Consider the following 26,121-nt stretch of genomic DNA (forward strand, 5'->3'; position numbering starts at 1 on the left):
GGAACTGTAGAGCCACTACATGTAATGAGAACCTCATATTGGATAATTCATTTACATCATTTTCACAATTATGAGTTACATTATGTGCGCTACTTCAAATTCAAATCCGCTCAACTTTTCGTCATTTACCATTTCTCTAAAAGATTGTGAGCAAAAATAAACTGGCTCTGGTCGTAACAACCCCCTTTTGACACCAATTTTCTGTTTACTTACAATTAGGTCGTTTCCAGCTATTAACTCACTGTTTAAAATGAATAACTCAGAGAGCAGATTCAAACCTATAGTATGGCCCATCGGGCATTTATAAATCTCTCCTTGATCTTTTGTTGACATGTCAAATGGATTTACTCCTGCAACCGTATTTTGTGATAAATTGACTTCAATCGAAGAAGCTAATTGGAAATAATTTGAAGTCACCTTATTCATAACAATAGGATCTAACAACGCCCCTTTCAAAGCTCTTTGCCTGAACGCCAATTCAAATTTTTTTGACACCACTACTTCTCCCGCTATCGTTTTTGCTATGTCCTTGTTAGGAACAGAGCCTCGTTTAAGTATTAAGGAACTTCTTTGGTCTCTATTTGCCCCACATATATTGCAAGCTACCGTTTCATCATAGATCGTTCCACACTCCTGACCAGCAGGCTCAAAAGTCGTTTTAACTTTCATATGAAATAGCTCTGCCGCATCTAGTTCTTTTTTACTGTATTTTCGTTTTATTTCCCATCCAAAGAAAAATGCCTTATTGTAATTCTGCTGTATCTGCTTTGCAATTACTGGAATTTTATGGTATCGAGGATCTTCTCTTGTCAACTCAACTATTTTTACAGATGTCCCTAAATTCCTTCCTTCATCTCTCTCAAAAAGTAGATCCGCGTATTCATAATTTATTCTAAGCTCTATTATTTCTTTCATAACCGTTTGTTAATAACCTGATGGTAGAGGATATTTGGAATAAACCTGTTTCATTATGGTCTGTAATTCTGTAGCACTAGGTATGCCTCTGCCATAAGGCCACAGTGCCCGGAATTCATTCGTGATAACTTGGTGGTATGACCCATTTAATGGAACTAATGGCCCGTTGGCCGCACCACCAAGATACTTCGGTGTAATATGGTGAAGTTCTGTCATTCCCGCCTTTTTAGGATACAATTTTTGTGCGGCTTTCACTAAATCGTCAGAATAGCGAACACTTTTGACGCCCCAAATTGTAGCTTTAAGGAAAGATGTGGCTAGCTTAAGACCCGAAAAAATTTGACCACCAACGAACATATCTTCTATAAAATAATTTGGCTGAGCCGCTCCCGTAGCTAATGGTAGACCTCTTGGACTTAGAAAAGTATGTTCTGGTAGATTGATAGGATTATTTTCATTAAAAGCAGGGACTTTGCCTCCGGGTCCATTATCGTTATAAGCAGTGTAGTTACTCTTATTAGAAAGAGACTCAGAAAGACTATTATATTTTAAGTACCCTCCCACTGCACCAAGCGCACCGCCTCCTAATCCACCAAATAATGCCCCCCGGCCTATTTCGCCCCAACTTCCACCTCCAAGTGCCGCAAAGGATCCACCACTAAACGCACCAGCTGCGGCACCAGCCGCGGCATAAACTCCCATGCTTGCAGCAGAAGACGTGGTTGCAGCACTTCCAAATGCGCCAACCACTGCATCGCCAATTCCTGCCGTTGCAGCGCCAATAGCTGCCCCACCAATGATGTAACCAACCATTCCCCATCCTTTGGCTCCCCGGTCCTTTCCGATCTGCCATCCTGAAAACCCTCCTATCGCAGCTCCAATGACAAAGTTCCAAAAGTTTCCATCAGGATCCGTGTATACCAGCGGATTATTCATCGCATAGGTATAACGATTAAAACTTTGCGTCATAAATGGCTCTTGCACATAATTATCCGGGCTTAAAACACGGCCAAGTACCGGGTCATACAAACGCGCGTTCATATTGATCAATCCAAACTGGTCCAGATGTTCGTGGCCGGTGTAACCACGGTAGAGCCAAACTGGTAATCCTGTCGCACTAGTAGGTCCTAAGAGGGCCCAGGTTGTTACATTCCTTCTTCTTCCCCATGCATCAAAGCTCTGCTGCGCTTCTACTACTCCTGAGTTGTTGGTGACGGCAACAATAGAGCCCAGATGATCGGTATAGGTATAGTGGGTACTGTCAATGCCATTCCCGGTAACAATGATGGCAGACAGTCCCACCGGCGTAGCGATGTAATGAATATACCGTGTAATATTGTTCTTAACGTCCTTTTCATACCCACTGAAATAAGTGCGTGTATTTATGGTAGTACTGCCTTGTTTGGTCACACTTTTGATACGCTCATAATCGGCCCCATAAGTATAGGTAAGCTCGTATCCATTTTCTTTTATCACATCAGGCTGCATAAAAGCCGTATAAATGATATCTTGTTGTAAAAGTGATATTGAGGATGGGTTGGTTATGCCTGTAACCGCATTCGGCTTGCTGGCATGGTATGCATAAGTTCCGGCATCTGTTTTGGTGGCTATGTTCCCATTAGAACCATAGGTTGTAGTAAAAGACCCAAGAACTCCACTAATGGTGGAACCAGTCAGACGGTTCAGGTTGTCATACGTAAAGGTTTCGGTCTTGGCAACAGTAGAGCGTGCATCATTCCGGCTGGTCAGGTTGCCTGTTTGATAATTCCAGACCATTCTAAGGTCCTGAATGCCTGCTGTTTCAAATTTAGTCGGAAACCCGTTCACATAAGTATTGACAGATGATTTTGTATTGCCCAATGAATACGCCGTTACCTGTCCCTGTCCGTTGGTGGTTGTAGTGGTGTAAAGATCAGTGGAGCCCCTTTTGATTTTTTGTATATATCCATTTCCATCATACTGGTTAGTGATCACCAACCCGGACGGATAAGTCGTGGTCAGCACATCACCAAAAGCGTTATAGGTATAACTGGTGATATTGTCCAAGTTATCTACCTTTTCGTTCATAGTCAGTATGCGCCCCAATGCATCATAAGTGTAAAGAGTCGTATTGCCTGTTACAAAGCCAGTGACCTGTTTGATCTGGTTTTTGGATTCACCCCCGGTATTAGTAGTACAGAAAATATATGATGTGGTCCCTTCGGGCCCTGTACGGCTCGTGACCTGCCCTAACAAATTATAGGCCATCGTATGCGTTTTCCCATTAGCGTTAACCTGGGTCGTCAACTGCCCAAGAGCATCATAATCATAAGTGGTTATACCTGCATTGGCATCAGTCAACTTGGTCTGCATACCATATATATCGTACTCACTGGACGTGAGGGTAACATTGTCTTTTTTTACATCCTTTAATCCGCCATGGTTGTAATAGGAATACGTGAGTGTGCCCCCATTATCTGTTGCACTGGTTACTTTTCCGGTAGCATCGGTAACCTTAAAAGTTGTGCCGGTCGGTGCCGTGGTTGTCAATGTAAGTGCTCCTGCCGAGTAGGCATGTGTCATACTGGTAGTTCCCTGTGCGCCCTGATCTACGGAAACCAGCCAATTGTAATCCGGGTCATAGCCATTGGTGGTGGTAATGTATGGCTCGCCGGACTTATGTGGCTGGGTACTTGTCTTAATATTCCCCTTCGCATCATAGGTTTGTACCTGGATGATTGTACCGCTAAAACCTTCGGTTTCCGTCCTGACCTGCCTACCTAGCAGGTCATACCAGGTTTTAACATCGGGCTTGCCCTGGGCAGGATAAGTTAGGTCACCTCGCCATACAGCCCCGTTTGAATTATCCCAAACATAGGTTTGGTTCGTCGTATAAGGTCCTGGATAGGTTGTAGTTTTTGTTCTGCCAAATCCATCATAAGTAGAGCTGGTCGTGAGCCCGTCAATCCCTGTTACCGTCAGTGGCTTACCCCATTTTGGATCATACGTAGCAGATGAACCCTGACTTAAAGCATTGGTAGACGATTGGGCGTACCTGCCTTTGGAGTCGAACACCGAAGACGAATTCCGGGCTGTCATGCCCGAAGGCGTTACTGTGGTGCTTGTAAGGTTTCCAAGGGAATTGTATCCATAACTTGTGACTACGGATTTAGCCGTTCCCGAAAAATCTGTTTTGGAATTAAGCTGTCCGATACTATTATACCCAAAACCTGTAACCACACTGTAAGCCGGGATTTGGCCGTTGCGGGTTCTTGCAATGGTTACTGAGGTGGGTTTATTGGGAATGCTACCCGGAAATGCGCCGTAGATGGTCGTGGTTTCAATAACTTCCACTCCACTATTGACGTCCATCTTGCTATAGGTAATGTTTCCATTGGTGTCGTCATAAGTACTGGTTGTTTTTACTGAGCGGCCTGTCAGGTTACTGCTTTCCAGAAGTTCGGTTGTTTTTACCCAAAAGCGCTTCGCAGCGGGAGAAACAAAACTACTGGTGAACGTGGTTGTATTAAGCAGGATGGTGCTGATACCAAGATGTACCGAAGTCTTGAAAGGAATTGCTGTATAAAATGTAGTATTAAACTGGTTTTCCAAAGTGGTTCTTATCCCCAGTGTTTGATCTGCGGAATAAGAATACTTAAAACCTAAAAACCCTTTCCCCGCCCTGTGCAATCTTGCTTCTTCATAACTGTACTGAACAGCTGATGCACCACCTATGCCATTGGGTATTTTGAACTCAGAAACAAGCATTAAAGCGGGTTGAATAATATTAAACGGATAGGTAGAAATACCTGTTCCCCTGGTATAAAAGGAATCATTGCCTACCAGGCTCTTATAATTCCATTCAGTAACGTGATTGAGACCATTAGAGACTTTATGAATTAAGTTATCGGTGCCGTCCTTATTAAAAACAAGATAGGAAAACGCACCACCAACGGAAGAAACTAAATCTGTTCTGCCATCTCCATTCAGGTCGGTTGGAAAATCATAAATGGTAACACCGCGACCCACTGGTCCCAAGATATAAGTAAGGACATCATATTTTATCTTCTGATAGGCAAATGAATCATTATTACTGTAATAAAAATCCTCACCCGAGCGTCTTTCTACCTCTGTGCTACCGTCAGGAAGGCTCGTTGTGGATGCCCGGGCCCAGCGAATAAAAATATCTGATCGTCCGTCACCGTTGTAGTCACCTAGAACAACTAAATTTTCATCATACTCAGGCGCCATTGCCGACGGCCATTTAGATGTAGTACTATCTATACTGATAACGCTTGGGACTAAGTTTTTCCCATCTGAAACCCATTTTTTTAGCGTAGAAAGACCATCAGAAACTTCCAGAATATCTGATTTTCCGTCACCATTAAAATCAGCAACAAATAAGTCGCCGCTAGCTGTTGTAAGGGAACTGCCCGAATAAATCCGCGTAGCATTATATCCTTCAAGTGTAAATATTTCTGTTGTGCTGTTTCCAACAAACATAATATCCTGCTTTCCGTCCCCGTTAAAATCAAGTATCTCAATCCTGTTGGCATTGACCCATGAAGCAACAGGAAAGTTGGTTGGGCCTGGTATAGAGATTGCTCCACATGCTCCACCAGTGACATAATTTGAACAAAGAAAAGGCAAATAGCTTCCCAGCGTATTACCTAGGATAGTAATATATTCCGAAATTCCATCCCCATCAAAATCCCCTGGGTAGAAAAACTTTTTAGAGGAGTGTATGCGATCATAGTTCGGCTGAGGAGATCGCGGAGGAAGGGGCACAAAACTTGTACCACCATTTCGGCTTTCATAAAGCGTGACGTTTGCAAGCTTGGACTCCGTCGCCCCGTTAGGAACAATGTTCAACGTTAATACATCATCAATTCCGTCTCCGGTAAAATCGTTGGCTAGAAGGTTTTGTGAGTTTGGAACAGAGTATTTTTTCCCATTTGCCTTTATAACAGTAAAATTAACCGGCAAATCGACGGATGCTATTTGTGTATAGGATGTTCCCGCAACATTTGTTTTATAAACTTTAAAGTTATCCACATAGTCTATGTCATCACTTGTAGAAGATATGTGTACTGACAAGATATCACCTTTTCCATCCCCATCGTAGTCTCCTGAAAATGCCTGGATATCATTTCCTCCCGAAACATTTATTGAACCAGATGTTCGAAGAACTGGCGTGTCACCATATTTAAAAATAATAGGGTTTAACTGTGAATTATCACTGCCAAACTCTGTTACAGATTTTAAATACGAGTTTACATTGTCATGTCCGTAGCCAAATTGATATTTTTTTGCGATCCCGCCTTCCGCTTTAACAGTAATCAGATCGAGCAGGTATTTGCTTAATATGGAAGACCCTGCTTCATAAACCGTACGAATGTCTGAAAAAGTACCGGGTGCCGCTTCCTGGCGGACTTTATAACTAAATTCAATTACGTTATAAGTTGCCTGAATTGCACCGGGAGTGTCATTTCCAGTGTATTTAATATTTAGTAACCGAGAATCCCGTTCTGTTGATGTATTCGAATATTCGTATGAAATATAATTTCCATCGGGATATCTTACCTTGTTCAACCGCCAAAAAATAACCGTATTGCCTGTCTGGCTCATGAACCGGGAATCTGGCGTATTGCCAAATTCCATTTTTATCCCGTCCTTGGTCAGGACTTCAAATGACAAGGGCCCATTACCCTGGACACCAATAGCGGTTACAGTAGAGAAATCCTCTGTCTCTTTTCCATATTGTGAGTTTGCTGCACCATAAGTCCCAGTTTTCACAATAAGCCTTGAACCGTCCAGCGCGAAGCGGTCATTGGCCGATAGCTCGACAGGACCAGTAGCCCCATCGAAATAGACATTTCGGGCTACACGAGAAATTGCAGATAATCCCGAAATGTTCCAACCCATGCCTGCAATCCCGCTGCCGCCCTGGGAATTATATTCAATTGAAACAGATGGAGCCACATTATTTGTACCTGGTGGTACAGCAATGGGGATCGAATAAGAGGCACCTCCATTTCCAGACACAGCCCCTGCACCCGGAGTACTACCAACAGCTAGTGAAGTATTTATCGCACGGCCATTAAAGGTAGTATTATCATACAAGCTAGTATAGGTGACATTCTGAGCTAAACAGGAAGATAGCGCTGCAAAAAGAAGGAGTGCAACTTGTAAATACTTTTTCATCAGGTTAGTTTTAAAATGTAAACGGGGGTGTTTACTAAATTACAATGAGTATCAGAAGCAAGAGGACTGATCTAAGGACCTCCTTAAACTTTCGCTTATTTTGCACTGTGGATCTGATAGCTCATAAGTCATAAAAACTGTTGAATGACTTAAAGCTATTTATGCCCCGGTATGGCTTGGAAAGAAACCCAAAATAGTGTCAAGGACAACCCGCTGGACAAGAGGACTGTGCAGATAACGTTATGTCGAAACCATTCATGGCCAAATTCCCACCGGCAAAATCAATCCCGTAAACTGTTGCATTTACATTGAGTACGGGATAGGGTTTGCCGGATAGCAACGGGATAACAACTTTTTGACAAGGTTCAGGCACAACCCCTTCCGACCAGTTGCCGGCAACGTTCCAAAGCTCGTTGACATTTCCGGTCCAGGTATTCACGCAATTGCCGGAGGTTGATATACGTTTGATACGGTTTCCAGCAGCATCATAGGAGTAGGTCGCCGGTCCACCATTAGTCATTGACAATCTGGAGGCAGGCTCAGGTTCGGATTTGGGAATATTGTCCTGGGCGAAGGCAGATCCCAGGCTTAATAGCACAAAACCAATTATTTTCGCGAGTGTATTCTTCATTTGAATTAAAGTTTAAATACCCCGTTGATTAACGTTTTTCGAGTTTGTTCATCAAAACCCGAACCTGATCTAGCGCGGCACTTTGCTCCTCAATCAACTCGTCATTCTTTTTAATCAGCTTGTCGTGTTCGATGATATAGAGCGTTAGCTCCTCAATTTTCTCTTGCTGCCTTCGGGCCATGTCGCCCAAATTCAATCCATGTTTTTCGATCAGGCGCGAAGACGGGATATTTGGAAGGTGCCCGTTTGTATTGATGTACTCCTCTACCTCAGAAAGGGGCCTAAGTTGATAATCTTTCTCAAAAACATAATCTGCCCAGGTGTTGCTAACCGTTAGCTCCTTTGCTAACACCCCTCCATTAACAAATAATTTATACTGACTGGTGTTGACCGTGCCCGTGCCTGTGGTTGCTGTTGCTGGAAAAGGGGCGCCACCGGTACCAGCGATTCCTACTGGGCTGTTAAATACCAATTTACCTGCAGATACCGGGCTTGCCGTGGCAAACTCGCCATATATCAGGGGGGTTGTGGTCCCTGTATTAGCGATATACAATTTATCATTTCCTAATTCATTCTGCCCAGCAAAATTTCCTATAAAAACATTGCGGCTACCTGTGCTTGTGTAACCCGAACCAAAACCAATATACGTATTATTGGCTCCGGATATACTTGCTAAACCAGACCCGCGTCCAATGTAGACATTATTGGACCCACTGCTATTTCCATAACCAGCATCTAATCCGACGAACACATTAGAGCTTCCAGTTGTGTTTCCATTTCCGGATGTGGTTCCCAAAAACGAATTATATTGTCCCGTTGTGTTCTGAAATCCACTTCTGTAACCAACAAAAGTATTGGAAGAACCAGATGTGTTTGCTGTTCCACTTGAAGTCCCAAGGAATGTATTTTGATTACCAGCAGCATTTGTCATCCCTGCGTTCTCGCCAAAAAAAGAATTCAGCTTACCTGTTGTGGTTAAATTTCCGCTGTTAGGCCCAACAAAAGAATTCAATTCTCCTGTTGAAGCTTTTTTGACGGTTAAAAACCGGTAAGTAGACAACGATATATAGCCACTGTCAACAGTAAGGTTTTTGTTAGCTATCACATTATCTGCCATGATTCTGAGGGGTTGGCCTGCAGAAGTTGTGATTGTATTTTGTCCTCTTACCACCAAATGGCTGGTAAATAGAACTAAAAGCAGAAGATATCTCATCCTTTATATTAATAATGGTTTGTTATTTGATTGTATAATTAAGGTGGCCAACGATTTCCTTTAAATCCGCTTTATGGGTTATCAAGGTAGCTTGCTGAGACAGTATTTTTTTTCGCTGTTCAATGATATAGAGCGTTAGCTCCTCAATTTTCTCTTGCTGCCTTCGGGCCATGTCGCCCAAATTCAATCCATGTTTTTCGATCAGGCGCGAAGACGGGATATTTGGAAGGTGCCCGTTTGTATTGATGTACTCCTCTACCTCAGAAAGGGGCCTAAGTTGATAATCTTTCTCAAAAACATAATCTGCCCAGGTGTTGCTAACCGTTAGCTCCTTTGCTAACACCCCTCCATTAACAAATAATTTATACTGACTGGTGTTGACCGTGCCCGTGCCTGTGGTCGCTGTTGCTGGAAAGGGGGCGCCACCGGTACCAGCGATTCCTACCGGGCTGTTGAATACCAATTTACCTACAGATACCGGGCTTGCCGTGGCAAACTCGCCATATATCAGAGGGGTTGTGGTCCCTGTATTAGCGATATACAATTTATCATTTCCTAACTCAGTCTGCCCAGCTAAATTTCCTATAATAACATTGCGGCTACCCGTGCTTGTGTACCCCGCACCAGTACCTATATACGTATTATTGGCTCCGGTTATACTATTCACACCAGAAGCCCGTCCCACGTACACGTTTGAACTTGCTCCAACACTCATATACCCCGCATCAAGTCCCAAGAATACATTCGATGCTCCAGATGTATTGGAGTTGCCGCTGGTCGTTCCAAAAAAAACATTAAGGCCCCCGGTTGTGTTTCCAAATCCGCCACGATTACCAACAAAAGTGTTGGAAGAACCTGATGTATTGGATGCTCCACTTAATGACCCCATAAAAGTGTTGGTATTACCACCCGTATTCCCCATACCAGCGTTTTCACCAAAAAAGGAATTTGACTTACCTGTTGTGGTTAGGTTTCCGCTATTAGGACCAACAAAGGAATTTAATTCACCTGTTGGGGCCTTTTTTATTGCTAGAAAACGATAAGTAGACAATGACAAATAGCCGCTGTCAATAGCAAGGTGTTTCCTAACTATAATGTTGGATCCGATTTTTAAGGGCTGCCCCGCCTGGGCAACAATCCTGTTTTGAGCAGCGGTAGATCCAATTACTGCCATCCCGACAACAATTAGGAGTAATCTATACATACGGGTGAATGATTATCATGTTACTGACGGTTGAAGTTGATTTTCGTAAGGCAGATGATATAGTTAATGCCCAAGTCATCCCTAACCAATGATCAATAAGAGGGTATTATTTCTTGACAATTTTGCGGACAAGACGCTCATCAGGTGTTTTCAATACGCACATATATGCGCCACTTGGAATAGACTTGGAATCAAACTTAACTTGATGAAGCCCCTTGCCTTGATGCTGTGCTTCAACTAATTGGCGGATGCGTTGACCCGACACAGTTATTAATTCGATACTTATCACATTGTCTGTTGGCAACCAATAATCAATTTGGACACTGCTTTCGAAGGGATTAGGATACGAGCTAATATTAATTACTGCTTTATCCAGTTCGCTTATATGGTGTTCTTCAAGCCTGGTTTGATTATTTAACGATTCAACCTCTTCTATCTTTGCATGAAGAAAGGAACCATTGGCGACATGAAACCCAGGCCTGAACGCAATTTCCTGGCCTGCTATCAAATCGACCGATCCTGAATTAATAGATTTATACGCAACGATATTTTTGGTAGCCTTCAAAGAAATACGTCCACCATTCACATTCGAATGGAGTATTTGGGTTTTGGGTGTCAATTTTTGACAAAAACCAGGGCCGGCAGACAAAGTCAGGACGACTAAAATTGCATGAGGAATAAATAATTTTTTCATCTAATAGAGTATAGGTGGGCGAAGAGTGCATGTATCCAAAGTCACACTTGTAACCAGCACAAAGGTTTTCCTTTTTTCATTAGCCACAACTACAAAATTGTAGAAAAACTGATATAAAATTATAGAATTAATAGAACTAGCATGCCGACTTCAATCTACTTACATAATTTGGCGTTATCCCCAGATACGATGCAATAAATCTCTGAGGGGCCCTTAGAAACAGGCCCCGGGAGTGGTCGTAAAAATCTTTAAGCCTGTCATTTGCAGAGTGAAGTTTCATTTCCCGAAGTTTTTGACGGCTTGTTAAAAGGTACTGCTCATAAAGCACACGTGCCAAGCCAGAGATCTCGGGATGCTCATCATACAACCTGTTCAGGTCTTGGCGCGTAATGTAAGTCAGTTCTGATGGTTCTAAGGTCTCAATAGATTGCTGGGCAGGCACATCGTTGATAAAGCTTTCAAAACAGGTAAATAGCTCATTTTCTTTGGCAAACCATTCCGTGATCTGAATAAAATTTCCTTTCATTGTATACGAATAGTATCCGTGGGTAAGCCCGCTATTTATAAACCAAAGTTTCTCGCATCTCTCTCCTTCTATCAATAATAGTTTTCCTTTTGGCACTTTGACAGTCTTCAACATATTCGTCAAAACGGATGCTGCTGACTTTGTAAACGTACCAATATCAGAAAGTCTCCTAAAAAGCTCGTCTTCTGTTATCATAAAGTCATTTAGATGTTCGATCAATGGACAAACTAATGTGATCCTTAACCATCGACACCTTTTTTCGACGAATGCATGTTTTAGTTCGATCAATGTTGGAATTTTTTCGACTAGGATATTGACCTGTCTCTGCAAATCTGCCTACCTGAATTTCTTGTACTCTTGGAGAACCGGATGTTCCTACCGAAAAAAAATTTTGTGATTGCCGCAGAATAATGTTATTATTGAAATCATATTTTTGATACTAATAATATCAAAAACGATAATGTAACTTATTATGGAAACTGCATTGACAAAAAGTGAGCTGGTTGCCAGGCTGCGAAACGATATCCTCTCTTTGCAGGGTTTCCTTACATCAGCTCCCGGCGTAAAAAATGACGATGTCGGCCTGGGGCCGGTAATGAAGGCCTTTCCCAGGGCGTGTTCCCGCGTGTCGGTATGCACGAGTGGAGAGAATGGATACTGAGGACGAACGCAAATCGCACTCGACAAAAGGTATACCGAAATATACGAGTGCATGGATAAGCTATAAGTCATATTCGATCGAAATGACATCAAACAAGAAACGATATGACCAGCGAAGAAAATAAAATACATTATTATGTATATTCGCACATTGCATTAAACTCATTAATGCGAAAATTTTAGGTAGTGCACCTAACTGGAGGCTCCGAATTACCACTTTGAAAGCTCCAATACAGTTAGGACGCAGGCGCCGGTTCGGCGTAGCTGTGTCTTTTGTATTGGAAAGGGCCGTGGTAAGCCTGGAGCTAAGCATCAGATAGGTTACGCCTTTTTTATCGGCTAATACCTTATGAAAAACCTACCCACTACTGTCAAGATATTTATCTTTTGGTCAATTTTGATCCCTTTATTCTGCTTGATTGCATTTCTCCAAATGGCCACAACAATCGAACTTTACCAGAATTTCGACGAAGTTTGGCAGTGGACAACCATCATGCTCTACATTACTGTTTGCTGTGCAATAATTTACGGATTCTTCTTTCTGTGCGTGCGGCTTTCAGAGAAAATTGGAATTAAGGGTGGTCTTTTAAAGACGACCGCAAGAGTTTTGGCAACGATAGGATTTCTTGTTTCCGTCTGGGTTATCTTCTTTGAAGTTGATATTGAACAAACCCCTTTAGGAATGATTGCCACTAAAACTGTAATGACTTTCTCTTCACTGTTTACCCTTTATCTCTCTTTTCAGATAGGCAAGGCGTATTATGAAAATCTGAAATCTTAGATGGCAATAAGTGTAATATCTCATACCAGTATGCCTTATGCCCTCGCATTAACATTTGAAATATCAAAATGACTGGCAATAAGCTACTTACTCACAAAAGAAGTAATTCTAAAAACAAATTTAGACTACTCTAAATTTGTTTAGATGCGGCTGCCGCTCGTTGCTACAAACTGATTAGTTTAGTACACGGAAATTTACCTTATCTAAAGTACTTTGAATAAACCACTCCCATTCATTATAAGAATTGATCGTGGGCGGCGTAGCGCGGCAGCATTCTTTGTGATCAGATTTGTAAAAAGTATCATTTGCATATAGAAGGAGTTTGATTATCCGCTTTAAAATAGGAAAACCTATCTTTTTCTACATTAGCTGACAAGCATGGACTACATATTTTCCAGGAATAGTTACTTTCACTTATCTCGACCCGAATGAATGTAAATAGTTTACAAATCTTAGTACCCAGTTCTGATCAATAATCTCTTGCCGTTTGATGCTGCGCTAGCGTGTGGCGTCCCAGAATCCAAAGAACATGCGCCGTTTTTTAAACACCCCACGGGTAGCGCCAAATTTAATTCTGAAAAAACAATCCATTGGAACGATTAACAGAATATGCTAATAACTCTATTGCAATTATTCAGTATCTAAGCAGCAAAAAATATCACGCAGTGTTAGCTTTTAGGAAACAAAATTTGCAGCAGCCAATGCCTGCACAACTATGGACACTATTATCTCAACTGTGATTGAAATTCCTGAACTGCCACGCTGCAGCGTATATTCGCAATGAAGGATTCAAGCTTATCTCAATCAATTCTCGCATGCTGTCATATGACGTACCGTGTCTTTTCGTTACCTACCCTGCCTAGCGATATCGCTTCACTAATAATGTGGCGTCGATAAGAAGGAAAATTTCCAAAGAATATGAGCGACGGTATTTGCATGCAAAGCTGGCACAAGGATCAGCTCCAAATAATATTCTTGATAATTGCATAGCCATAACCAAAAACAATATTTAATATACAGCGAATACTGTTTTTGCCTAAAATATTCTGGTGTGAGGTGCAAAAATCAATTGCGTTTACATTTTGACAAACTGATCCCCAAATGTTATTTGGATTGTGTTCAGCTAGAGCAGCATTCCAGTAAAATACAAGAAATATATTTATCGGCAATGCAGATCATCAAGTGCCATTCTAATATCAAAGACAGACAAAATACCTATAAATACGGCATCCCCTTTCCAATCAAATAACTAATGATTTTTATCTAAACTCAATTCAGAATGATCATTCACAAAAAAGACAGCGCAGTGTTTGAATGGCCAGTCAATTGTTTGCGAACAATCTCCTTTTTGCCCGGGCGGGGCCGGGCGCGTACACCTGCTGCGCAGTACGCTATTTACTTGAACGGTCTGCTTTACGCTGCCCTATTAAACAGAACATTGGGATTCCATAGATTCTGGATGATGTCCCAAAATCCTTGTGGATACTAAATGCTTAATTTGGGACATTCTATAACCGTAACAGATAATGGTAGTAAAACATTATGAGTGTGCCAGCTCAGCCCACTTCTGCTTAATTAACTGCGATATATCTGCAATCATGGGGAAAGCGAATCGCGAACGAAACTTGTTTTCTAAACGCACTTGCATTTTCCGTGCCGACTCATATTGGGTTTTCACTTCAAAATCGGGCAGAAAGGGTCTTTCCCAAAATTCCTTAAGACATCCACGCAGAAAAAGCTCGCGCTCCGAAACTGTTAGTCGCCCAAGATCAATATCATCATTACGGAATAAAATTCTATCAAAGCATTTAACTAAAAGAGTTCCCAATTTTTGGTAGTTAACAGGGTCAAGTAGATCGTCAATCACCTTGATCATTATGCCTTTATTACGGAGAAAGGCCATAGTCTTTACTCTTATCTCAAATCTTAATATGTTCCCTGAAAGCTTAAATTGAGTTGCTTTGTCATAGATTTTAATTGTAAACTGGTTTGTTTCGCACTGGTAATAACTTATGTCACCCCTTATGCGTTCGAATGGAATACCCTTATAAGTCAACAAATTACTTAGTACACGACTAACTGGACAAGTCAATTTGATATTAACGCCGAACTCAAGATTATTTAGAATCTCCTTCTCCGTATGAATTCCTAATTCTGTCCTAAGGATACCAAGTGCGCAACTCAATTTGTGTTTATCAAAATCGTCTGAATTATCCTGCCCATTATTATACAGACGATGCACGCTTCCGCGCATTTCTATGCGATACCATCCCTTCTCTGAACCATAAGCTATAAATTTTAGGCCCTTGTAATTTGCATATGACCGGCTACCCGTCAAATCTTCTCCGTTCATTACATCATGCCGTCCATTGAATTTGAGTCGAGAATTTCCCATTAAGAGCTCAACCGGAGTAAGTAGCGTAAGACATTTGATACCGTCGAACATGTCATTTCCGCTTATAACGTAGTGACTTAATCGTTTCTGTAGCAGATGCGATACTTGAACCCTTAATCCTGATTCGGCCCTTGAATCTTACGGCATCAAGTATACCTGTTTTGATATATTGGTCGATCGTAGGTAAACTTAGCTGAAGCAGGCTTGACACTTCCTTCCTGGTAAGAAAATCCTTGTGGACCGGTGGATCTTTCGGGGGCTGCCAGTTTTGCAATGCCCGAATGACTGAATTGTGGATGAGTTGCTCTAGTTCCGACTCATCAAAAGAAGTGATTTGAAATATTTTTGCCATAACACAAGACTTTGTTGTTCTTGGTGCCAAAGCAAAAGAAAGGTGAAGATATTTAACAGTCGAGAGACTCTCTCTAAGCAAGTAGGAGCTAACCTAGATCAGAATATGGCGGTATAGAAAACTTGGCTTTTTTGAGTTCACTCAAAGAATTACCGTCTAAAGAAATTTCTTTTTCTAGATTAGCTATGGTAGTACTTCCAAAATCAAACACACTCCAAGATATTTTTGCAGTTTTTCTATATGACCACTCGGAACTGTACAGCGGCGCCTCAATGTAGCCATTATTGATTAATTGCTGGATAATAAATCCGGCAACAGAAGGCCTACACAAGAACCGTAACTTCTCATGACTATTAAAAAGTCGATTTGCCGGCTCAGCAGATGATTCAACTCCTTTTATATCAACACTGGTATGAATCACATAAGCCGTATCAATAATGTGAGCCATTCCTATTAAATAGCGGACAATGGTACCTACTCGATCTAACATTTCGAAATCAACTTCCCGTATGGTCTCATCTCCATTGCTATTGGTTAAATACGAGACCCGGTCCTGCAATACTGGAATGAGTATTTGGTAGCTTGAAAGGCGACTTTGACAATCTGCAAACCTCAGGCGCAAGTATTGCAAATATCTTATCTTATCAGCTAAGAGGTTTTTCGTCGCCAACGTTGTACTTACCTCTCTTTCGAACTCTCTAAGCACGTTTGTTTTGCGATCTAAACCCCACTTTACAAGATGTCTATCTAGATATTCCAAGGTTTCAACAGTTGGCAATATCCATCCAAAAGACTTGGTTGTTTTACCCTGCCAGTCCTTGACATCATAGTCAGAATGTGCTGTCAAAGCCTCGTTGAACAATCCATAGAGTAGTTCTTCCCAGCGATTAATGGCCTGATCTGAATATTCCAAGTAAGTCGACATCGTTGATAAATCTATTTAAAATGATCATGGGCAAGCATCCTCATCGCTGTTTCCTCTCCCGAAACTTTAATATACTTCATGAAAGCTAATTCCGTTTTATGACCTGTTATACGCATTATGTCAATCGTCGGTACTGATGCAAGATATGCATTGGTTGCAAAAGACCGGCGAGCTGTATGAGTCGAAATGACTTTATGTTTTTCAACATAAGAAATCACACGTCTCCCACCTTTCGTGATTGCTGTTTCCGTCATCTCATTAAGCCCGGCCCTATTTCCAATCTCTTTAATATACTCATTCATTTTCTGGTTACTTATAGGACTTGGGATAGCAGACGCATATTTCTCGAAAATTTTTGATACCCTGGGATTAATGGGGATGGTAACCTGTGATTGGGTCTTGCTTGTAATAATTTTCAACAATTGCCCATTGTGAATAATGTTCTCTTTGCGGAGCTGGGAAAAGTCAGAGAATCGCAAGCCAGTGTAGCATCCAATCAGAAATAAGTCGCGGACTCTATCAAGTTTTTTATCTTTTTGTAAGTCTAACTCAAAAATTTTATCTAAGTCGATATTTCTCAAGTATATCGCTACTGACTCTTCATTGGGCTTATTAAATTCATCACTTTCAAATATTCTATTATCATGAAGCCCTTCTGCTCCCGCAGCGCGCATCCAAGCTTTTAAATGCTTAATCTGGTTACCAATGCTATTGCTCGCATATTGTTTGCTGTTCGTTAGCCACTTGATAAACTTCTGATGAAAATTAAGATCAATACTGTCGAAGTCTATTTGCAAGTTTCGAAATGCCTGAAATTCGTAGAGATTTGTAAGTGTAGTCTGATGAGTTTTTAAAGTTACCGGCATATATCTTTTGTTCCGCCTGCGAACTAATCTCTCTCCTGATTTAGATTCATCGATAAACCTCTGGGCAAATTCCAGCAACGTTTCTCTACGTTTTACGACCTTTTCCAAAGGGGTTCTCTTCTTAAATTCCTTATTGAGATGGGACTTGAAAAGCTCTGGTGTGACTTCTAATCCTGAGAGATCGAAGCTACGCCTCAATTCGAGAACTTTCGCTTGATACCTATCCAACTGCATATTTGCCTCCTTACAATTTCTTCTTTGTACACGATCCTGTTGATTGATAAAGAATCTCTGCTCACTTAGATTCCAATTGGCCGGTATCGCCTTTTCTCCTGTGGAATACTTCAACCGGAGACCGTTAAATCTATAAATCAGATAAATCAGAGTGGCCGATTCACTACTTGGATCTTTTAAAATAAATTTGACGTCATTTAGCGTACGCTTCATCTTGGCTTTTCTTTTAGAGCAAACATATTAAGGGGACGTATTAGGGGTCGGAAACTATTTACTTACCCTTGCTATTATAAGTAAAATTAACAAAAAATTACTTTGTATATTGCCTTTATTTCAGATAATTAGTAAAGAAAGGCAAAGATCAAACAAAAAGGTTCGAGTCCTTGTCGGCCAACAGTAACTTGAAAGAGCTCAGTTTTCTGAGCTCTTTTTTTGTGCCTTCCTTTTTAAGAATGTGTACAAATTACAATGTCGAAATGCTGCACATAGAGCCGGAAACGCACTATTTAGCTCGTAAAGACTGTATTAAGATACAAATACTTCATTTTGGTGACTTGTAGCATTTGGATAGTATAAAATTTCCAGATGAAATATTACATTTATATGTTTTAACCTAAACAGCACCCATATGAAAATTGACAAAATCAAAAAGCGCGATCGTGAGCGCACCAAGAGTAAAATCCTCAAAGCAGTTGGAGAAGTAATCGAACAGCACGGCACCGAAAAAGTGGGTGTAAACCTCATTGCCCGCACCGCGGGCGTAAATAAGGTTCTGATTTACAGATACTTCGAAAGTGTTGACGGATTGATGGAACAATATGTGAGATCAGGCGAGTACACTTCTACTACGAGTACGGACTACATTGACAACATTCCAACGCTGAAACCGGAAGAGCGAGGAAAGGCTCTTAACGACCTGATGCAGACTTTCCTGAGCGATTTGCGAGAAAGAAAGGCGACACGCGACCTGCTGAGATGGGAGATCGGGACCGGTAAATCAATGTTGTCGGATGCCCGAAACCAGGTAGCTTCTAAAATCCTCACTAAAATCGGTGATCTGCCTAATTACAGCGACACCAGTGCACTCGTTTCATTCTTATCGGCCGGAATCTATTTTATGACCATTTCTACCGATTACCGGCAAAAGATGATTGATGTAGACCTGCATTCGGATGAGGGCTGGCAGCGCATCGAACGCATCATCGAGCATATCATTATGGACATCAGAGATTAGACCTTCAAGTAATCCCAGATTTAAAACAACCGTAAAGTATATTTGTTCTTTCATATGATTATATCAATACCTTTTGAATAAAGCTTGTTCGATGCAAGTAAGTTGACAGGCTAAAAAATATGAGTGTCTTAAAAAAACTAGCTGGTGAAACTGCCATCTACGGAATCAGCACAATGCTGGGCCGTTTTCTGAACTATCTGCTGGTAGCACTTCATACCGACCTTTTTGAGCCTGATCAAATTGCAGCACAGGGACAAATGTACGCTTATGCCGGCCTGGCAATGGTACTTTACACTTTCGGAATGGAAACCGCTTTCTTTCGTTTCGCGCGACAGGAGGCTGATCGAAAAACCTACTATAATCTGATATTAAGCGCAGTAATGATTGTCAGCCTGTTCTTTTCCGGGCTGATTTTCATTTTTGCGGCTGATGCGGCACAAGCGATTCAATACCCGGAAAGCGTCTCAATTGTCCGGATGTTCGCTATTATTATGGCGATCGACGCTATTGTTGCGATTCCCTTCGCGAAGCTGCGACTGGACGGAAAAGGAAAAAAGTTCGTTGTGGTACGCGTGGCGAATATTCTCGTCAACATTTTCCTAAATATCTTTTTCCTGATCATTTGCAGGGATATTTATGCCGGCAAATACCTGGATTTTTTAAAACCATTCGTTGACCTTTTTTATAACCCTGAACACGCTCCGGACTATATCGTACTGGCTAATTTGATTGCTAATCTTTTGTTCTTCTGGTGGTTAAGGCGGGAGTTTTATGGATTCCGTTTTGTTTTCGACAGGACGCTCTTCCAACCGGTCTGGGTTTACGCTTTTCCGATATTGATCATGAATGCGGGCGGTATCCTGAACATGCTGTTCGACCGCACCTTTATCCAGTTTCTGCTGCCGGAAGGTTTTTATCCGGGCCAGAGTAAAAAAACGGCGATAGGGATCTACGTGCAATGTTACAAGCTCTCCATTTTCATGAACCTTGCGATCCAGGCATTCAAATATGCGGCAGAACCCTTTTTTTTCTCAAGAGGAGAAGACAAGAATGCGCCGCCTGTATTCGCAAAGGTCACCAAATACTTTACGATAATCTGCACGTTGATGTGGGTAGGAATTTCCCTGAACCTTGATCTTTTCGCAGCGTTGTTTTTAAAGCAAAAGATTTATCATGAGGGCTTGCCTGTAGTTCCCTGGCTGCTCGCGGGTTATCTGTTCCTGGGTGTATATTATAATGTAGCGACCTGGTTTAAACTGACCGATCAAACACAGTTTGGAACCTGGTTTACGCTTACCGGGGCTGGTATTACGATTGTTTCGAGTTTTATTCTCGTACCGCAAATCGGCTACCTGGGGTTTGCGATCTCATTTGCATTGTCGGGCTTTGTTATGCTGGCTCTCTGCTATTACTACGGACAAAAATATTATCCGGTCCCATACGAAGTAAAATCTGCCCTGGGCTACCTGGCGGCTGGCACCGCGCTGATCTGGGGTTCTTCTCTTTTTAAAATTTCCGAGCTCTGGGTGTCAGTTCCAATCCACATTGCATTATTCGGAATCTTCGCAGCATTTGTCTTTTTCATTGAAAGAAAGCACCTTCCATTTCCCAGAAGGTAATCAGCGTTCCATTTCCCGCAGCAGCTTGTTAGAGAAGAGAAACTCTTTCAATTCAGGAACATCCGTTTTGATAATATCCGAATTAACCCCTTCCCACAATTTTTGTCCCTGATACAAAAACATAATGTTCTGGCCGATCTCCATCACAGAATTCATATCGTGCGTAATGATGACCGTAGTGATCTGATACTCTTCTGTGATTTCTTTGATCAGCTCATCGATTTTCACTGATGTCAGCGGATCGAGCCCGGAATTAGGCTCGTCGCAAAACAGATACATGGGATTCATCACAATAGCCCGCGCGATCCCTACCCGCTTTTTCATTCCACCGCTGATTTCCGAAGGCATCCGCTTTGCCGCAGCTTCCAGACCTACGCGCTGCAGACAAAACAAAACGCGTTCCTGCTTTTCCTGCATACTTTGGTCTGTGAGCATATCCAGCGGAAACCGCACATTTTCTTCCACCGTTTTCGAATCAAAAAGTGCGCCGCCCTGGAACAGCACGCCCATTTCCCGGCGGATAGATTGTTGAGTTTCCTTTTCACCATTATAAAAATCGCGGTCGTTGTAATGCACACTGCCTTTATCCGGCTTTACCAGCCCGATCATGCATTTCAGCAACACGCTTTTCCCGGTACCGCTACCGCCGATAATGAGGTTCGTCTCACCTTTTTTGAAGCTTGCGGATATTCCCTTTAAAACTTCCTTTCCGTTAAATGATTTGGAAATATTTTCGATTTTAATCATTGTGGTCTTTTGTAAAACGGTGGGAGCCTGCCGGCGGGTTACAATAGCAACTGGGCCAGCAGATAATCAGCAACCAGAATGGAAATACAGCTGTTCGTCACCGCGTCGGTACTCGATTTGCCGACTTCCAAAGCGCCCCCTTCGGTATAATAGCCTTTGAATGAAGATATTGATGCGATTAAAAATCCGAATACGAATGGTTTTACGCACATAAAAAAAATATTGTAGGGAACAAAAGAGTCCCTGATCCCATACAAATAGTCACGCTCTGTAATAACACCGGTTAATGTTCCTGCGAGATAGCCCCCTAAAATTCCCAGAAACGCCGAAAATATGACCAGCATCGGAAACGTTACCATCGCCGCGATCACCTTTGGTAAAACCAGGTAAGACGTAGAATTGATCCCCATAACTTCCAGCGCGTCTACCTGCTCGGTAATACGCATGGTACCCAGCTCACTAGCGATATTGGAACCCACTTTGCCTGCGAGCACGATGCAGGTGATCGTCGGGGCAAGTTCCAGGATCTCCATATCCCGTACAATCAGCGCGACAGTGGAGATAGGGATGATAGGGCTGACAAGGTTGTAGGCCGTTTGAATACAGGACACGGCTCCGATAAAAGTAGAGACAATCGCGACTATGAAAATCGAGCTTACGCCTATTCCCACACACTCTTCCATGAATCTCCGCCAGTAAACCGACAGTTTTTCTCCCTTCCCGAACAGCGCTCCTAAAAAAATAAAGTATTTCCCGATTACGGACATAATCTTAATAGTATTCAATATTTTCGGGGAAATTAGGCAAAAAAAGAAGCAATTAGAAAAATGAATCCATTAGCGGTAGTGACGGGAGGCACAAAGGGAATCGGGCGAGCGGTAATTGAGCAGTTTTCGGCGAAGGGTTTCGACATTATTACATGTGCAAGGAGTGAGAGCGACCTGCTCGGACTGAGGGAATCACAAAACGCAGCATTTCCGAATTCGCAAATCTTTACATTAAAGGCTGATCTGTCCGTTCGGACCGAATTGCTCGCATTTCTTGATTTTATTAAATCAAAAAACCGCGCGGCAGAGGTACTTATTAATAACACCGGTGTATTTATTCCGGGCCAGGTCCACAATGAACAGGACGGCGTGCTCGAAAAAACAATAGAAACCAATTTGTATAGTGCCTATTACCTTACGCGGGGACTTCTACCCGAAATGATTGCCCTGAAAAAAGGTCACATTTTTACGCTTTGTTCTACTGCGAGCATCATTGCATACCCCAACGGAGGCTCTTATTGTATATCGAAATTTGCGCTCTACGGAATGACAAAAGTACTCAGGGAGGAAATGAAGCCACATCAGATAAAGGTTACCGCGGTTCTCCCCGGTGCAACACTAACTGATAGCTGGAAAGGCACTACACTGCCCGAAGAGCGGTTTATTGATCCGAAAGATGTGGCGGAGGCGATCTGGTCAGCCTATTCACTTTCGGGCCGCACTGTTGTAGAGGAAATTTTAATCCGGCCTCAGTTGGGAGACCTGGATTGATTAGTGAACGTAGCGCAATTTTACTAAATTGCCGCATTTTTAAAATTATTTATTAAAACCTTTAACTTGTTTCATGGAACAATACCTCGGCATAGACGTGGGCGGTACTAACGTAAAAATGGGAATCGTTGACGCTACGGATGGGAGAATTTCAAATTTTTACAGCCATGATACCGCCAGCTGGCGCACCTCAGGACATTTTATAGAACGTTTAGGTGATGCCATCGCATTACAGCTTGTGGAATATCCCGAGGTCAAGAAGGTAGGAATTGGTGTTCCGGGACTCACTACCCGAGACAGGACTACTTTAATAGAAATAACCGCAATCCCTGAAATTGACGGGATCGCTATCGTTCCCGACTTAAAGGCAAGATTTCCAAATCATGATTTTTATCTGGAAAATGACGCCAATGCTGCGGCTCTGGGCGAATATTATTTTGGCGAAGACAAACTTCCGGAAGACTATATCTTCGTAACCCTTGGTACGGGAATCGGTGGAGCGGCCATTATTGATAAGAAAGTTTTCAAAGGCGGTGGCGGTAATGCCATGGAGCCCGGCCACGTGCCTTCTAAAAATGGAAAGGTACTGGAAAGAAATATTGGCAAAAAGGAACTGCTTGAGTTGGCCCATTCCATGCGGGCAAACTATGAGGGCTCAACGCAACTGCCAGCGGACGGTACAATTTCAACAACCGGGTTAGTAGCAGCAGCTTCGGGCGGTGATGAACTGGCGAAGCAGATTTTCTACGAAATGGGCTATTTGCTTGGCGAAGGCCTTGTTTCGATGGTACGCATCCTTGACATTACAACAATTTTGATCGGAGGTGGTATTTCTGCTTCGTTTGAATTTATTTTGCCTGCGATTAACGATCGTTTCAAATACTGGTTAACGCCTTACTATCTGAAAACCATTACGGTGAAACGTGCCACATTAGCGAATGACGCAGGTTTGCTTGGAGCCGCTTCGTTATGTTTCGATTAAAAATCAAAGCCATTTAAAATAAAATAAATAATTCTACACGTTATAGTTTCGGATGAAATTATCAGTAATAGTTCCTGCATACAACGAAGAAAAAACCATCTGGAAAGTACTGGATAAGCTTAAATCCGTTGAATTAATAAATAGCTTTCAAAAGGAGATCGTGATCGTGAACGATTGCTCTTCCGACAATACGGAGGGTGTCGCAAAGCGGTTTATGGCAGAAAATCCACAACTGGAAATCAGCTATTTCCGGCACGAATTTAACCAGGGAAAAGGTGCTGCACTGCATACGGGCTTTCGCCGCGCCACCGGAGATTATATTATCGTGCAGGACGCAGATCTCGAATACGATCCGCAAGAGTTCAATATTCTTTTAAAACCGGTGGTTGATGGTTACGCTGATGTGGTTTACGGCTCTCGTTTCATGGGAGGACGCCCGCACCGGATCCTGTTTTTCTGGCACACGATCGGAAACAAGTTCCTTACATTCCTGAGCAATATGTTCACGAACCTCAATCTGACGGATATGGAAACTTGCTACAAGCTTTTTAGGTCAGATTTACTTAAAAACCTTTCACTCCAGGAAAAACGATTTGGCTTCGAGCCCGAGGTAACTGCCAAAATATCTAAAATCCCGAAAATCAGGATTTACGAAGTGGGCGTGTCATACTATGGCCGCACTTACGAAGAGGGAAAGAAAATTAACTGGAAAGACGGTTTTCGCGCACTTTACTGCATTGTAAGGTATGGCTTAGGTAGTTAATATCCTTCGTATATATTTGCCTGACATATATTAAATGACAGGAGAAAGCCGGAATCCTGATCAGATCCCGGCTTTTTTCATTTTTAGATTAAAGTTTGTTGTGAAGCGCAAATTCCTTTAAGAGCCTCGGATAATCTATAAATCCACAACAACTGCATGAATGCCACTTCCTGCCACAGTTCCTGTATAGGTTTTTGATGGGTTTGAAGGATGTTTAATTTCAATCGCATGTTTCAGATTATCTGCAAATACATTGAAATAATAGATCATCATTTTGTTACCAGAGATCCGGCATCGCGCAAGCCCTCTTTTATCAAAATAGGCGCTGATAATGTCACTCCCATTTGCTTTTCGTTCGACCCAACTGCCGCCATCAAGTCGATAGCTGCAATACACCGGTGATCCTCCAGCGACCTGCCCGCCTGTTTGCATCCACAAGAGATTTCCGAAATAAGTATAGTCGCCACTCCCGCCAAGTGGAATGTAAAAGTCTTGTGCAGGCAATCCGACACCTAATAAATAATAGAATGGAAAACTTGCGGGCCCGCCAGGAGCCGGCCGCCAGTAATCCATACTTTGATTAATAGGTTGATAAAAACTGACTGGCTTTTTACTTTCCGGCTGCTTCAAAATTGTCCCCCAGTCAACAAAAATATTACCGTACTCGTGCGCAAGAAACCCCATCAGAATCTGAAAAGACGGACTATGCAGTGGCTTGTCCGATCTGAAAAGTGTCCCCTCGGCGTAAGGCGTTCCCACCGTAAATGACTCCGGCGCCCATTCATTTTGATTAAACAGGAACATACCTGTGTTCTTCCCCAGCTTTTTCCAGATTTCCATCAGAAACAGAGTATTTAGAGTCGATCCCGGATTTAAATCAAATGGGCCGTAATAAATGGCTTCCATTACCGTGTTTGTTCGCGAAAGTGACCCGCCGGCATGATAAAGGGATTTCAGGCTCCACTGGCTTGGTTCCTGTGAATACATGGCTTCCCACTGCGCACGGGATGTTCCGGTATGGTTTAAGTTGTAAGGACTTGCGGAATAGTAATTATGACACAAATAAAAAGGCTTTTGGTCCTGACCTTTTTTTGCCTCGTACAACTTGGCGAGTTCGTCATAAAACGAATTCCACATAGGCTTATCCGCCGGCATAAAAGGGAAGTTCTCCATTGTTTCACCGATCCAGAGGTTGGTAGCATTACCAGCGTTCCAGGTTTCGTGCGCTTTCGCCCTTGCTTGCGCATCTGTGAACGGACCATTGGGCCAGCATTTCTTATTGTAACCATCTACCCAAAGCTCTTCTCCATTACATGGCAAACCGAAAATAGCAGGTATAGTAGGCACGCCATTATAGTCCCTGCCCGGATAATTCGCTTTGAAGGAAGCGATCGAACCTTCATTCATCAGGTTGTTACGGTTATAATGTGTGCTTCCCTTTTGCATCGTCTGCGCCCATGAGTAGGTTTGCTTCGTCGGTGGCTGAACAAACACGTGTCCGGGAGGCATAGAAATTTGAGGGCTTACTTCCATAAACCCCGGAAGAAGGGTGGTCGGATCATAATTGGCAGGAATCGTATTTACAAAAGTGACTGCCTGGTTTTGTGAAAAAACCGTTACGCTGCGGAGCAGCAGGAAAAATATTAGAAATCTTTTCAT

General features: G+C 42.4%; 21 protein-coding genes. 7 read left to right on the forward strand and 14 right to left on the reverse strand.

Annotation, left to right across the window (positions count from 1 at the left end; all coding sequences use genetic code 11):
• Positions 1-75: 75 nt before the first annotated feature.
• The 7 genes from FXO21_RS10035 to FXO21_RS10065 form a co-directional block, all read right to left on the reverse strand.
• A complete protein-coding gene (locus tag FXO21_RS10035; protein WP_149639955.1) occupies positions 76-915 on the reverse strand; it encodes a hypothetical protein in 840 nt (279 codons plus the stop codon).
• A gap of 9 nt (positions 916-924) precedes the next feature.
• Positions 925-7,098: an FG-GAP-like repeat-containing protein gene (locus tag FXO21_RS10040; protein ID WP_149639956.1), complete on the reverse strand. Its 6,174-nt coding sequence runs from the start codon at positions 7,096-7,098 to the stop codon at positions 925-927.
• Between the two features lie 199 nt (positions 7,099-7,297).
• Complete coding sequence (locus FXO21_RS10045) at positions 7,298-7,729, reverse strand: hypothetical protein (RefSeq protein WP_149639957.1); 432 nt, start codon at positions 7,727-7,729, stop codon at positions 7,298-7,300.
• Positions 7,730-7,757: 28 nt separating this feature from the next.
• A complete protein-coding gene (locus FXO21_RS10050) occupies positions 7,758-8,846 on the reverse strand; it encodes a hypothetical protein (RefSeq protein WP_149639958.1) in 1,089 nt (362 codons plus the stop codon).
• Positions 8,847-8,964: 118 nt separating this feature from the next.
• Positions 8,965-10,116, reverse strand: a complete 1,152-nt coding sequence (locus tag FXO21_RS10055) for a hypothetical protein (RefSeq protein ID WP_149639959.1) — start codon at positions 10,114-10,116, stop codon at positions 8,965-8,967.
• Positions 10,117-10,252: 136 nt separating this feature from the next.
• Positions 10,253-10,840, reverse strand: coding sequence for a T9SS type A sorting domain-containing protein (locus FXO21_RS10060; protein ID WP_149639960.1), 588 nt, complete (start codon positions 10,838-10,840; stop codon positions 10,253-10,255).
• A gap of 136 nt (positions 10,841-10,976) precedes the next feature.
• Positions 10,977-11,561 (reverse strand): Crp/Fnr family transcriptional regulator, encoded by a 585-nt coding sequence (locus FXO21_RS10065; RefSeq protein ID WP_149639961.1) that lies wholly within the window; start codon positions 11,559-11,561, stop codon positions 10,977-10,979.
• 277 nt (positions 11,562-11,838) lie between these two features.
• On the opposite strand from FXO21_RS10065, the gene FXO21_RS10070 reads away from it, so the two are divergent.
• Positions 11,839-12,027, forward strand: a complete 189-nt coding sequence (locus tag FXO21_RS10070) for a hypothetical protein (protein WP_149639962.1) — start codon at positions 11,839-11,841, stop codon at positions 12,025-12,027.
• A 348-nt stretch (positions 12,028-12,375) separates the two neighbouring features.
• The gene (locus FXO21_RS10075) at positions 12,376-12,807 is read left to right on the forward strand and encodes a hypothetical protein (protein WP_149639963.1); all 432 of its coding nucleotides are present in this window, start codon (positions 12,376-12,378) and stop codon (positions 12,805-12,807) included.
• Between the two features lie 1,540 nt (positions 12,808-14,347).
• On the opposite strand, the gene FXO21_RS10080 is transcribed toward FXO21_RS10075, so the two are convergent.
• The 4 genes from FXO21_RS10080 to FXO21_RS10095 all read right to left on the reverse strand — a co-directional run bounded on the left by FXO21_RS10080 (position 14,348) and on the right by FXO21_RS10095 (position 17,792).
• Positions 14,348-15,160, reverse strand: a complete 813-nt coding sequence (locus tag FXO21_RS10080) for a hypothetical protein (RefSeq protein ID WP_192579200.1) — start codon at positions 15,158-15,160, stop codon at positions 14,348-14,350.
• 94 nt (positions 15,161-15,254) lie between these two features.
• The gene (locus tag FXO21_RS29190) at positions 15,255-15,554 is read right to left on the reverse strand and encodes a helix-turn-helix domain-containing protein (protein ID WP_149639965.1); all 300 of its coding nucleotides are present in this window, start codon (positions 15,552-15,554) and stop codon (positions 15,255-15,257) included.
• Positions 15,555-15,642: 88 nt separating this feature from the next.
• Positions 15,643-16,479 (reverse strand): hypothetical protein, encoded by an 837-nt coding sequence (locus tag FXO21_RS10090; protein WP_149639966.1) that lies wholly within the window; start codon positions 16,477-16,479, stop codon positions 15,643-15,645.
• Between the two features lie 11 nt (positions 16,480-16,490).
• On the reverse strand, positions 16,491-17,792 hold the full coding sequence (locus FXO21_RS10095; RefSeq protein WP_149639967.1) for a site-specific integrase: 1,302 nt from the start codon (positions 17,790-17,792) through the stop codon (positions 16,491-16,493).
• A gap of 415 nt (positions 17,793-18,207) precedes the next feature.
• Between FXO21_RS10095 and FXO21_RS10100 the strand changes: the two genes are divergently transcribed.
• Both FXO21_RS10100 and FXO21_RS10105 read left to right on the forward strand, forming a co-directional pair.
• On the forward strand, positions 18,208-18,813 hold the full coding sequence (locus FXO21_RS10100) for a TetR/AcrR family transcriptional regulator (protein WP_149639968.1): 606 nt from the start codon (positions 18,208-18,210) through the stop codon (positions 18,811-18,813).
• 119 nt (positions 18,814-18,932) lie between these two features.
• Positions 18,933-20,432, forward strand: coding sequence for a lipopolysaccharide biosynthesis protein (locus tag FXO21_RS10105; RefSeq protein ID WP_149639969.1), 1,500 nt, complete (start codon positions 18,933-18,935; stop codon positions 20,430-20,432).
• On the opposite strand, the gene FXO21_RS10110 is transcribed toward FXO21_RS10105, so the two are convergent.
• Positions 20,433-21,179: an ABC transporter ATP-binding protein gene (locus tag FXO21_RS10110; protein ID WP_149639970.1), complete on the reverse strand. Its 747-nt coding sequence runs from the start codon at positions 21,177-21,179 to the stop codon at positions 20,433-20,435. It lies immediately after the preceding gene.
• Positions 21,180-21,217: 38 nt separating this feature from the next.
• A complete protein-coding gene (locus tag FXO21_RS10115) occupies positions 21,218-21,946 on the reverse strand; it encodes an MlaE family ABC transporter permease (protein ID WP_149643443.1) in 729 nt (242 codons plus the stop codon).
• A gap of 60 nt (positions 21,947-22,006) precedes the next feature.
• On the opposite strand from FXO21_RS10115, the gene FXO21_RS10120 reads away from it, so the two are divergent.
• The 3 genes from FXO21_RS10120 to FXO21_RS10130 all read left to right on the forward strand — a co-directional run bounded on the left by FXO21_RS10120 (position 22,007) and on the right by FXO21_RS10130 (position 24,462).
• Entirely contained in the window at positions 22,007-22,717 is a 711-nt protein-coding gene (locus tag FXO21_RS10120; RefSeq protein WP_149639971.1) for an SDR family oxidoreductase, read from the forward strand.
• Between the two features lie 73 nt (positions 22,718-22,790).
• Positions 22,791-23,699, forward strand: a complete 909-nt coding sequence (locus FXO21_RS10125) for an ROK family protein (protein ID WP_149639972.1) — start codon at positions 22,791-22,793, stop codon at positions 23,697-23,699.
• 52 nt (positions 23,700-23,751) lie between these two features.
• On the forward strand, positions 23,752-24,462 hold the full coding sequence (locus FXO21_RS10130) for a glycosyltransferase family 2 protein (RefSeq protein WP_149639973.1): 711 nt from the start codon (positions 23,752-23,754) through the stop codon (positions 24,460-24,462).
• Positions 24,463-24,597: 135 nt separating this feature from the next.
• On the opposite strand, the gene FXO21_RS10135 is transcribed toward FXO21_RS10130, so the two are convergent.
• Complete coding sequence (locus tag FXO21_RS10135) at positions 24,598-26,121, reverse strand: hypothetical protein (RefSeq protein ID WP_149639974.1); 1,524 nt, start codon at positions 26,119-26,121, stop codon at positions 24,598-24,600.

This window comes from Dyadobacter sp. UC 10 (assembly GCF_008369915.1).
Classification (GTDB): domain Bacteria; phylum Bacteroidota; class Bacteroidia; order Cytophagales; family Spirosomataceae; genus Dyadobacter.

Excerpts from the sequence above, each read along its gene's own strand:
- FXO21_RS10055 (WP_149639959.1), bottom strand. The coding sequence starts at position 10,116 with ATGGCAGTAATTGGATCTACCGCTGCTCAAAACAGGATTGTTGCCCAG.
- FXO21_RS10120 (WP_149639971.1), top strand. The coding sequence starts at position 22,007 with ATGAATCCATTAGCGGTAGTGACGGGAGGCACAAAGGGAATCGGGCGA.
- FXO21_RS10040 (WP_149639956.1), bottom strand. The coding sequence starts at position 7,098 with ATGAAAAAGTATTTACAAGTTGCACTCCTTCTTTTTGCAGCGCTATCT.
- FXO21_RS10045 (WP_149639957.1), bottom strand. The coding sequence starts at position 7,729 with ATGAAGAATACACTCGCGAAAATAATTGGTTTTGTGCTATTAAGCCTG.
- FXO21_RS10090 (WP_149639966.1), bottom strand. The coding sequence starts at position 16,479 with ATGTCGACTTACTTGGAATATTCAGATCAGGCCATTAATCGCTGGGAA.
- FXO21_RS10035 (WP_149639955.1), bottom strand. The coding sequence starts at position 915 with ATGAAAGAAATAATAGAGCTTAGAATAAATTATGAATACGCGGATCTA.
- FXO21_RS10050 (WP_149639958.1), bottom strand. The coding sequence starts at position 8,846 with ATGGCAGATAATGTGATAGCTAACAAAAACCTTACTGTTGACAGTGGC.
- FXO21_RS10095 (WP_149639967.1), bottom strand. The coding sequence starts at position 17,792 with ATGAAGCGTACGCTAAATGACGTCAAATTTATTTTAAAAGATCCAAGT.
- FXO21_RS10135 (WP_149639974.1), bottom strand. The coding sequence starts at position 26,121 with ATGAAAAGATTTCTAATATTTTTCCTGCTGCTCCGCAGCGTAACGGTT.
- FXO21_RS10070 (WP_149639962.1), top strand. The coding sequence starts at position 11,839 with ATGGAAACTGCATTGACAAAAAGTGAGCTGGTTGCCAGGCTGCGAAAC.
- FXO21_RS10125 (WP_149639972.1), top strand. The coding sequence starts at position 22,791 with ATGGAACAATACCTCGGCATAGACGTGGGCGGTACTAACGTAAAAATG.
- FXO21_RS10100 (WP_149639968.1), top strand. The coding sequence starts at position 18,208 with ATGAAAATTGACAAAATCAAAAAGCGCGATCGTGAGCGCACCAAGAGT.
- FXO21_RS10060 (WP_149639960.1), bottom strand. The coding sequence starts at position 10,840 with ATGAAAAAATTATTTATTCCTCATGCAATTTTAGTCGTCCTGACTTTG.
- FXO21_RS10115 (WP_149643443.1), bottom strand. The coding sequence starts at position 21,946 with ATGTCCGTAATCGGGAAATACTTTATTTTTTTAGGAGCGCTGTTCGGG.
- FXO21_RS10065 (WP_149639961.1), bottom strand. The coding sequence starts at position 11,561 with ATGATAACAGAAGACGAGCTTTTTAGGAGACTTTCTGATATTGGTACG.
- FXO21_RS10105 (WP_149639969.1), top strand. The coding sequence starts at position 18,933 with ATGAGTGTCTTAAAAAAACTAGCTGGTGAAACTGCCATCTACGGAATC.
- FXO21_RS10130 (WP_149639973.1), top strand. The coding sequence starts at position 23,752 with ATGAAATTATCAGTAATAGTTCCTGCATACAACGAAGAAAAAACCATC.
- FXO21_RS10110 (WP_149639970.1), bottom strand. The coding sequence starts at position 21,179 with ATGATTAAAATCGAAAATATTTCCAAATCATTTAACGGAAAGGAAGTT.
- FXO21_RS10075 (WP_149639963.1), top strand. The coding sequence starts at position 12,376 with ATGAAAAACCTACCCACTACTGTCAAGATATTTATCTTTTGGTCAATT.
- FXO21_RS10080 (WP_192579200.1), bottom strand. The coding sequence starts at position 15,160 with ATGAACGGAGAAGATTTGACGGGTAGCCGGTCATATGCAAATTACAAG.
- FXO21_RS29190 (WP_149639965.1), bottom strand. The coding sequence starts at position 15,554 with ATGGCAAAAATATTTCAAATCACTTCTTTTGATGAGTCGGAACTAGAG.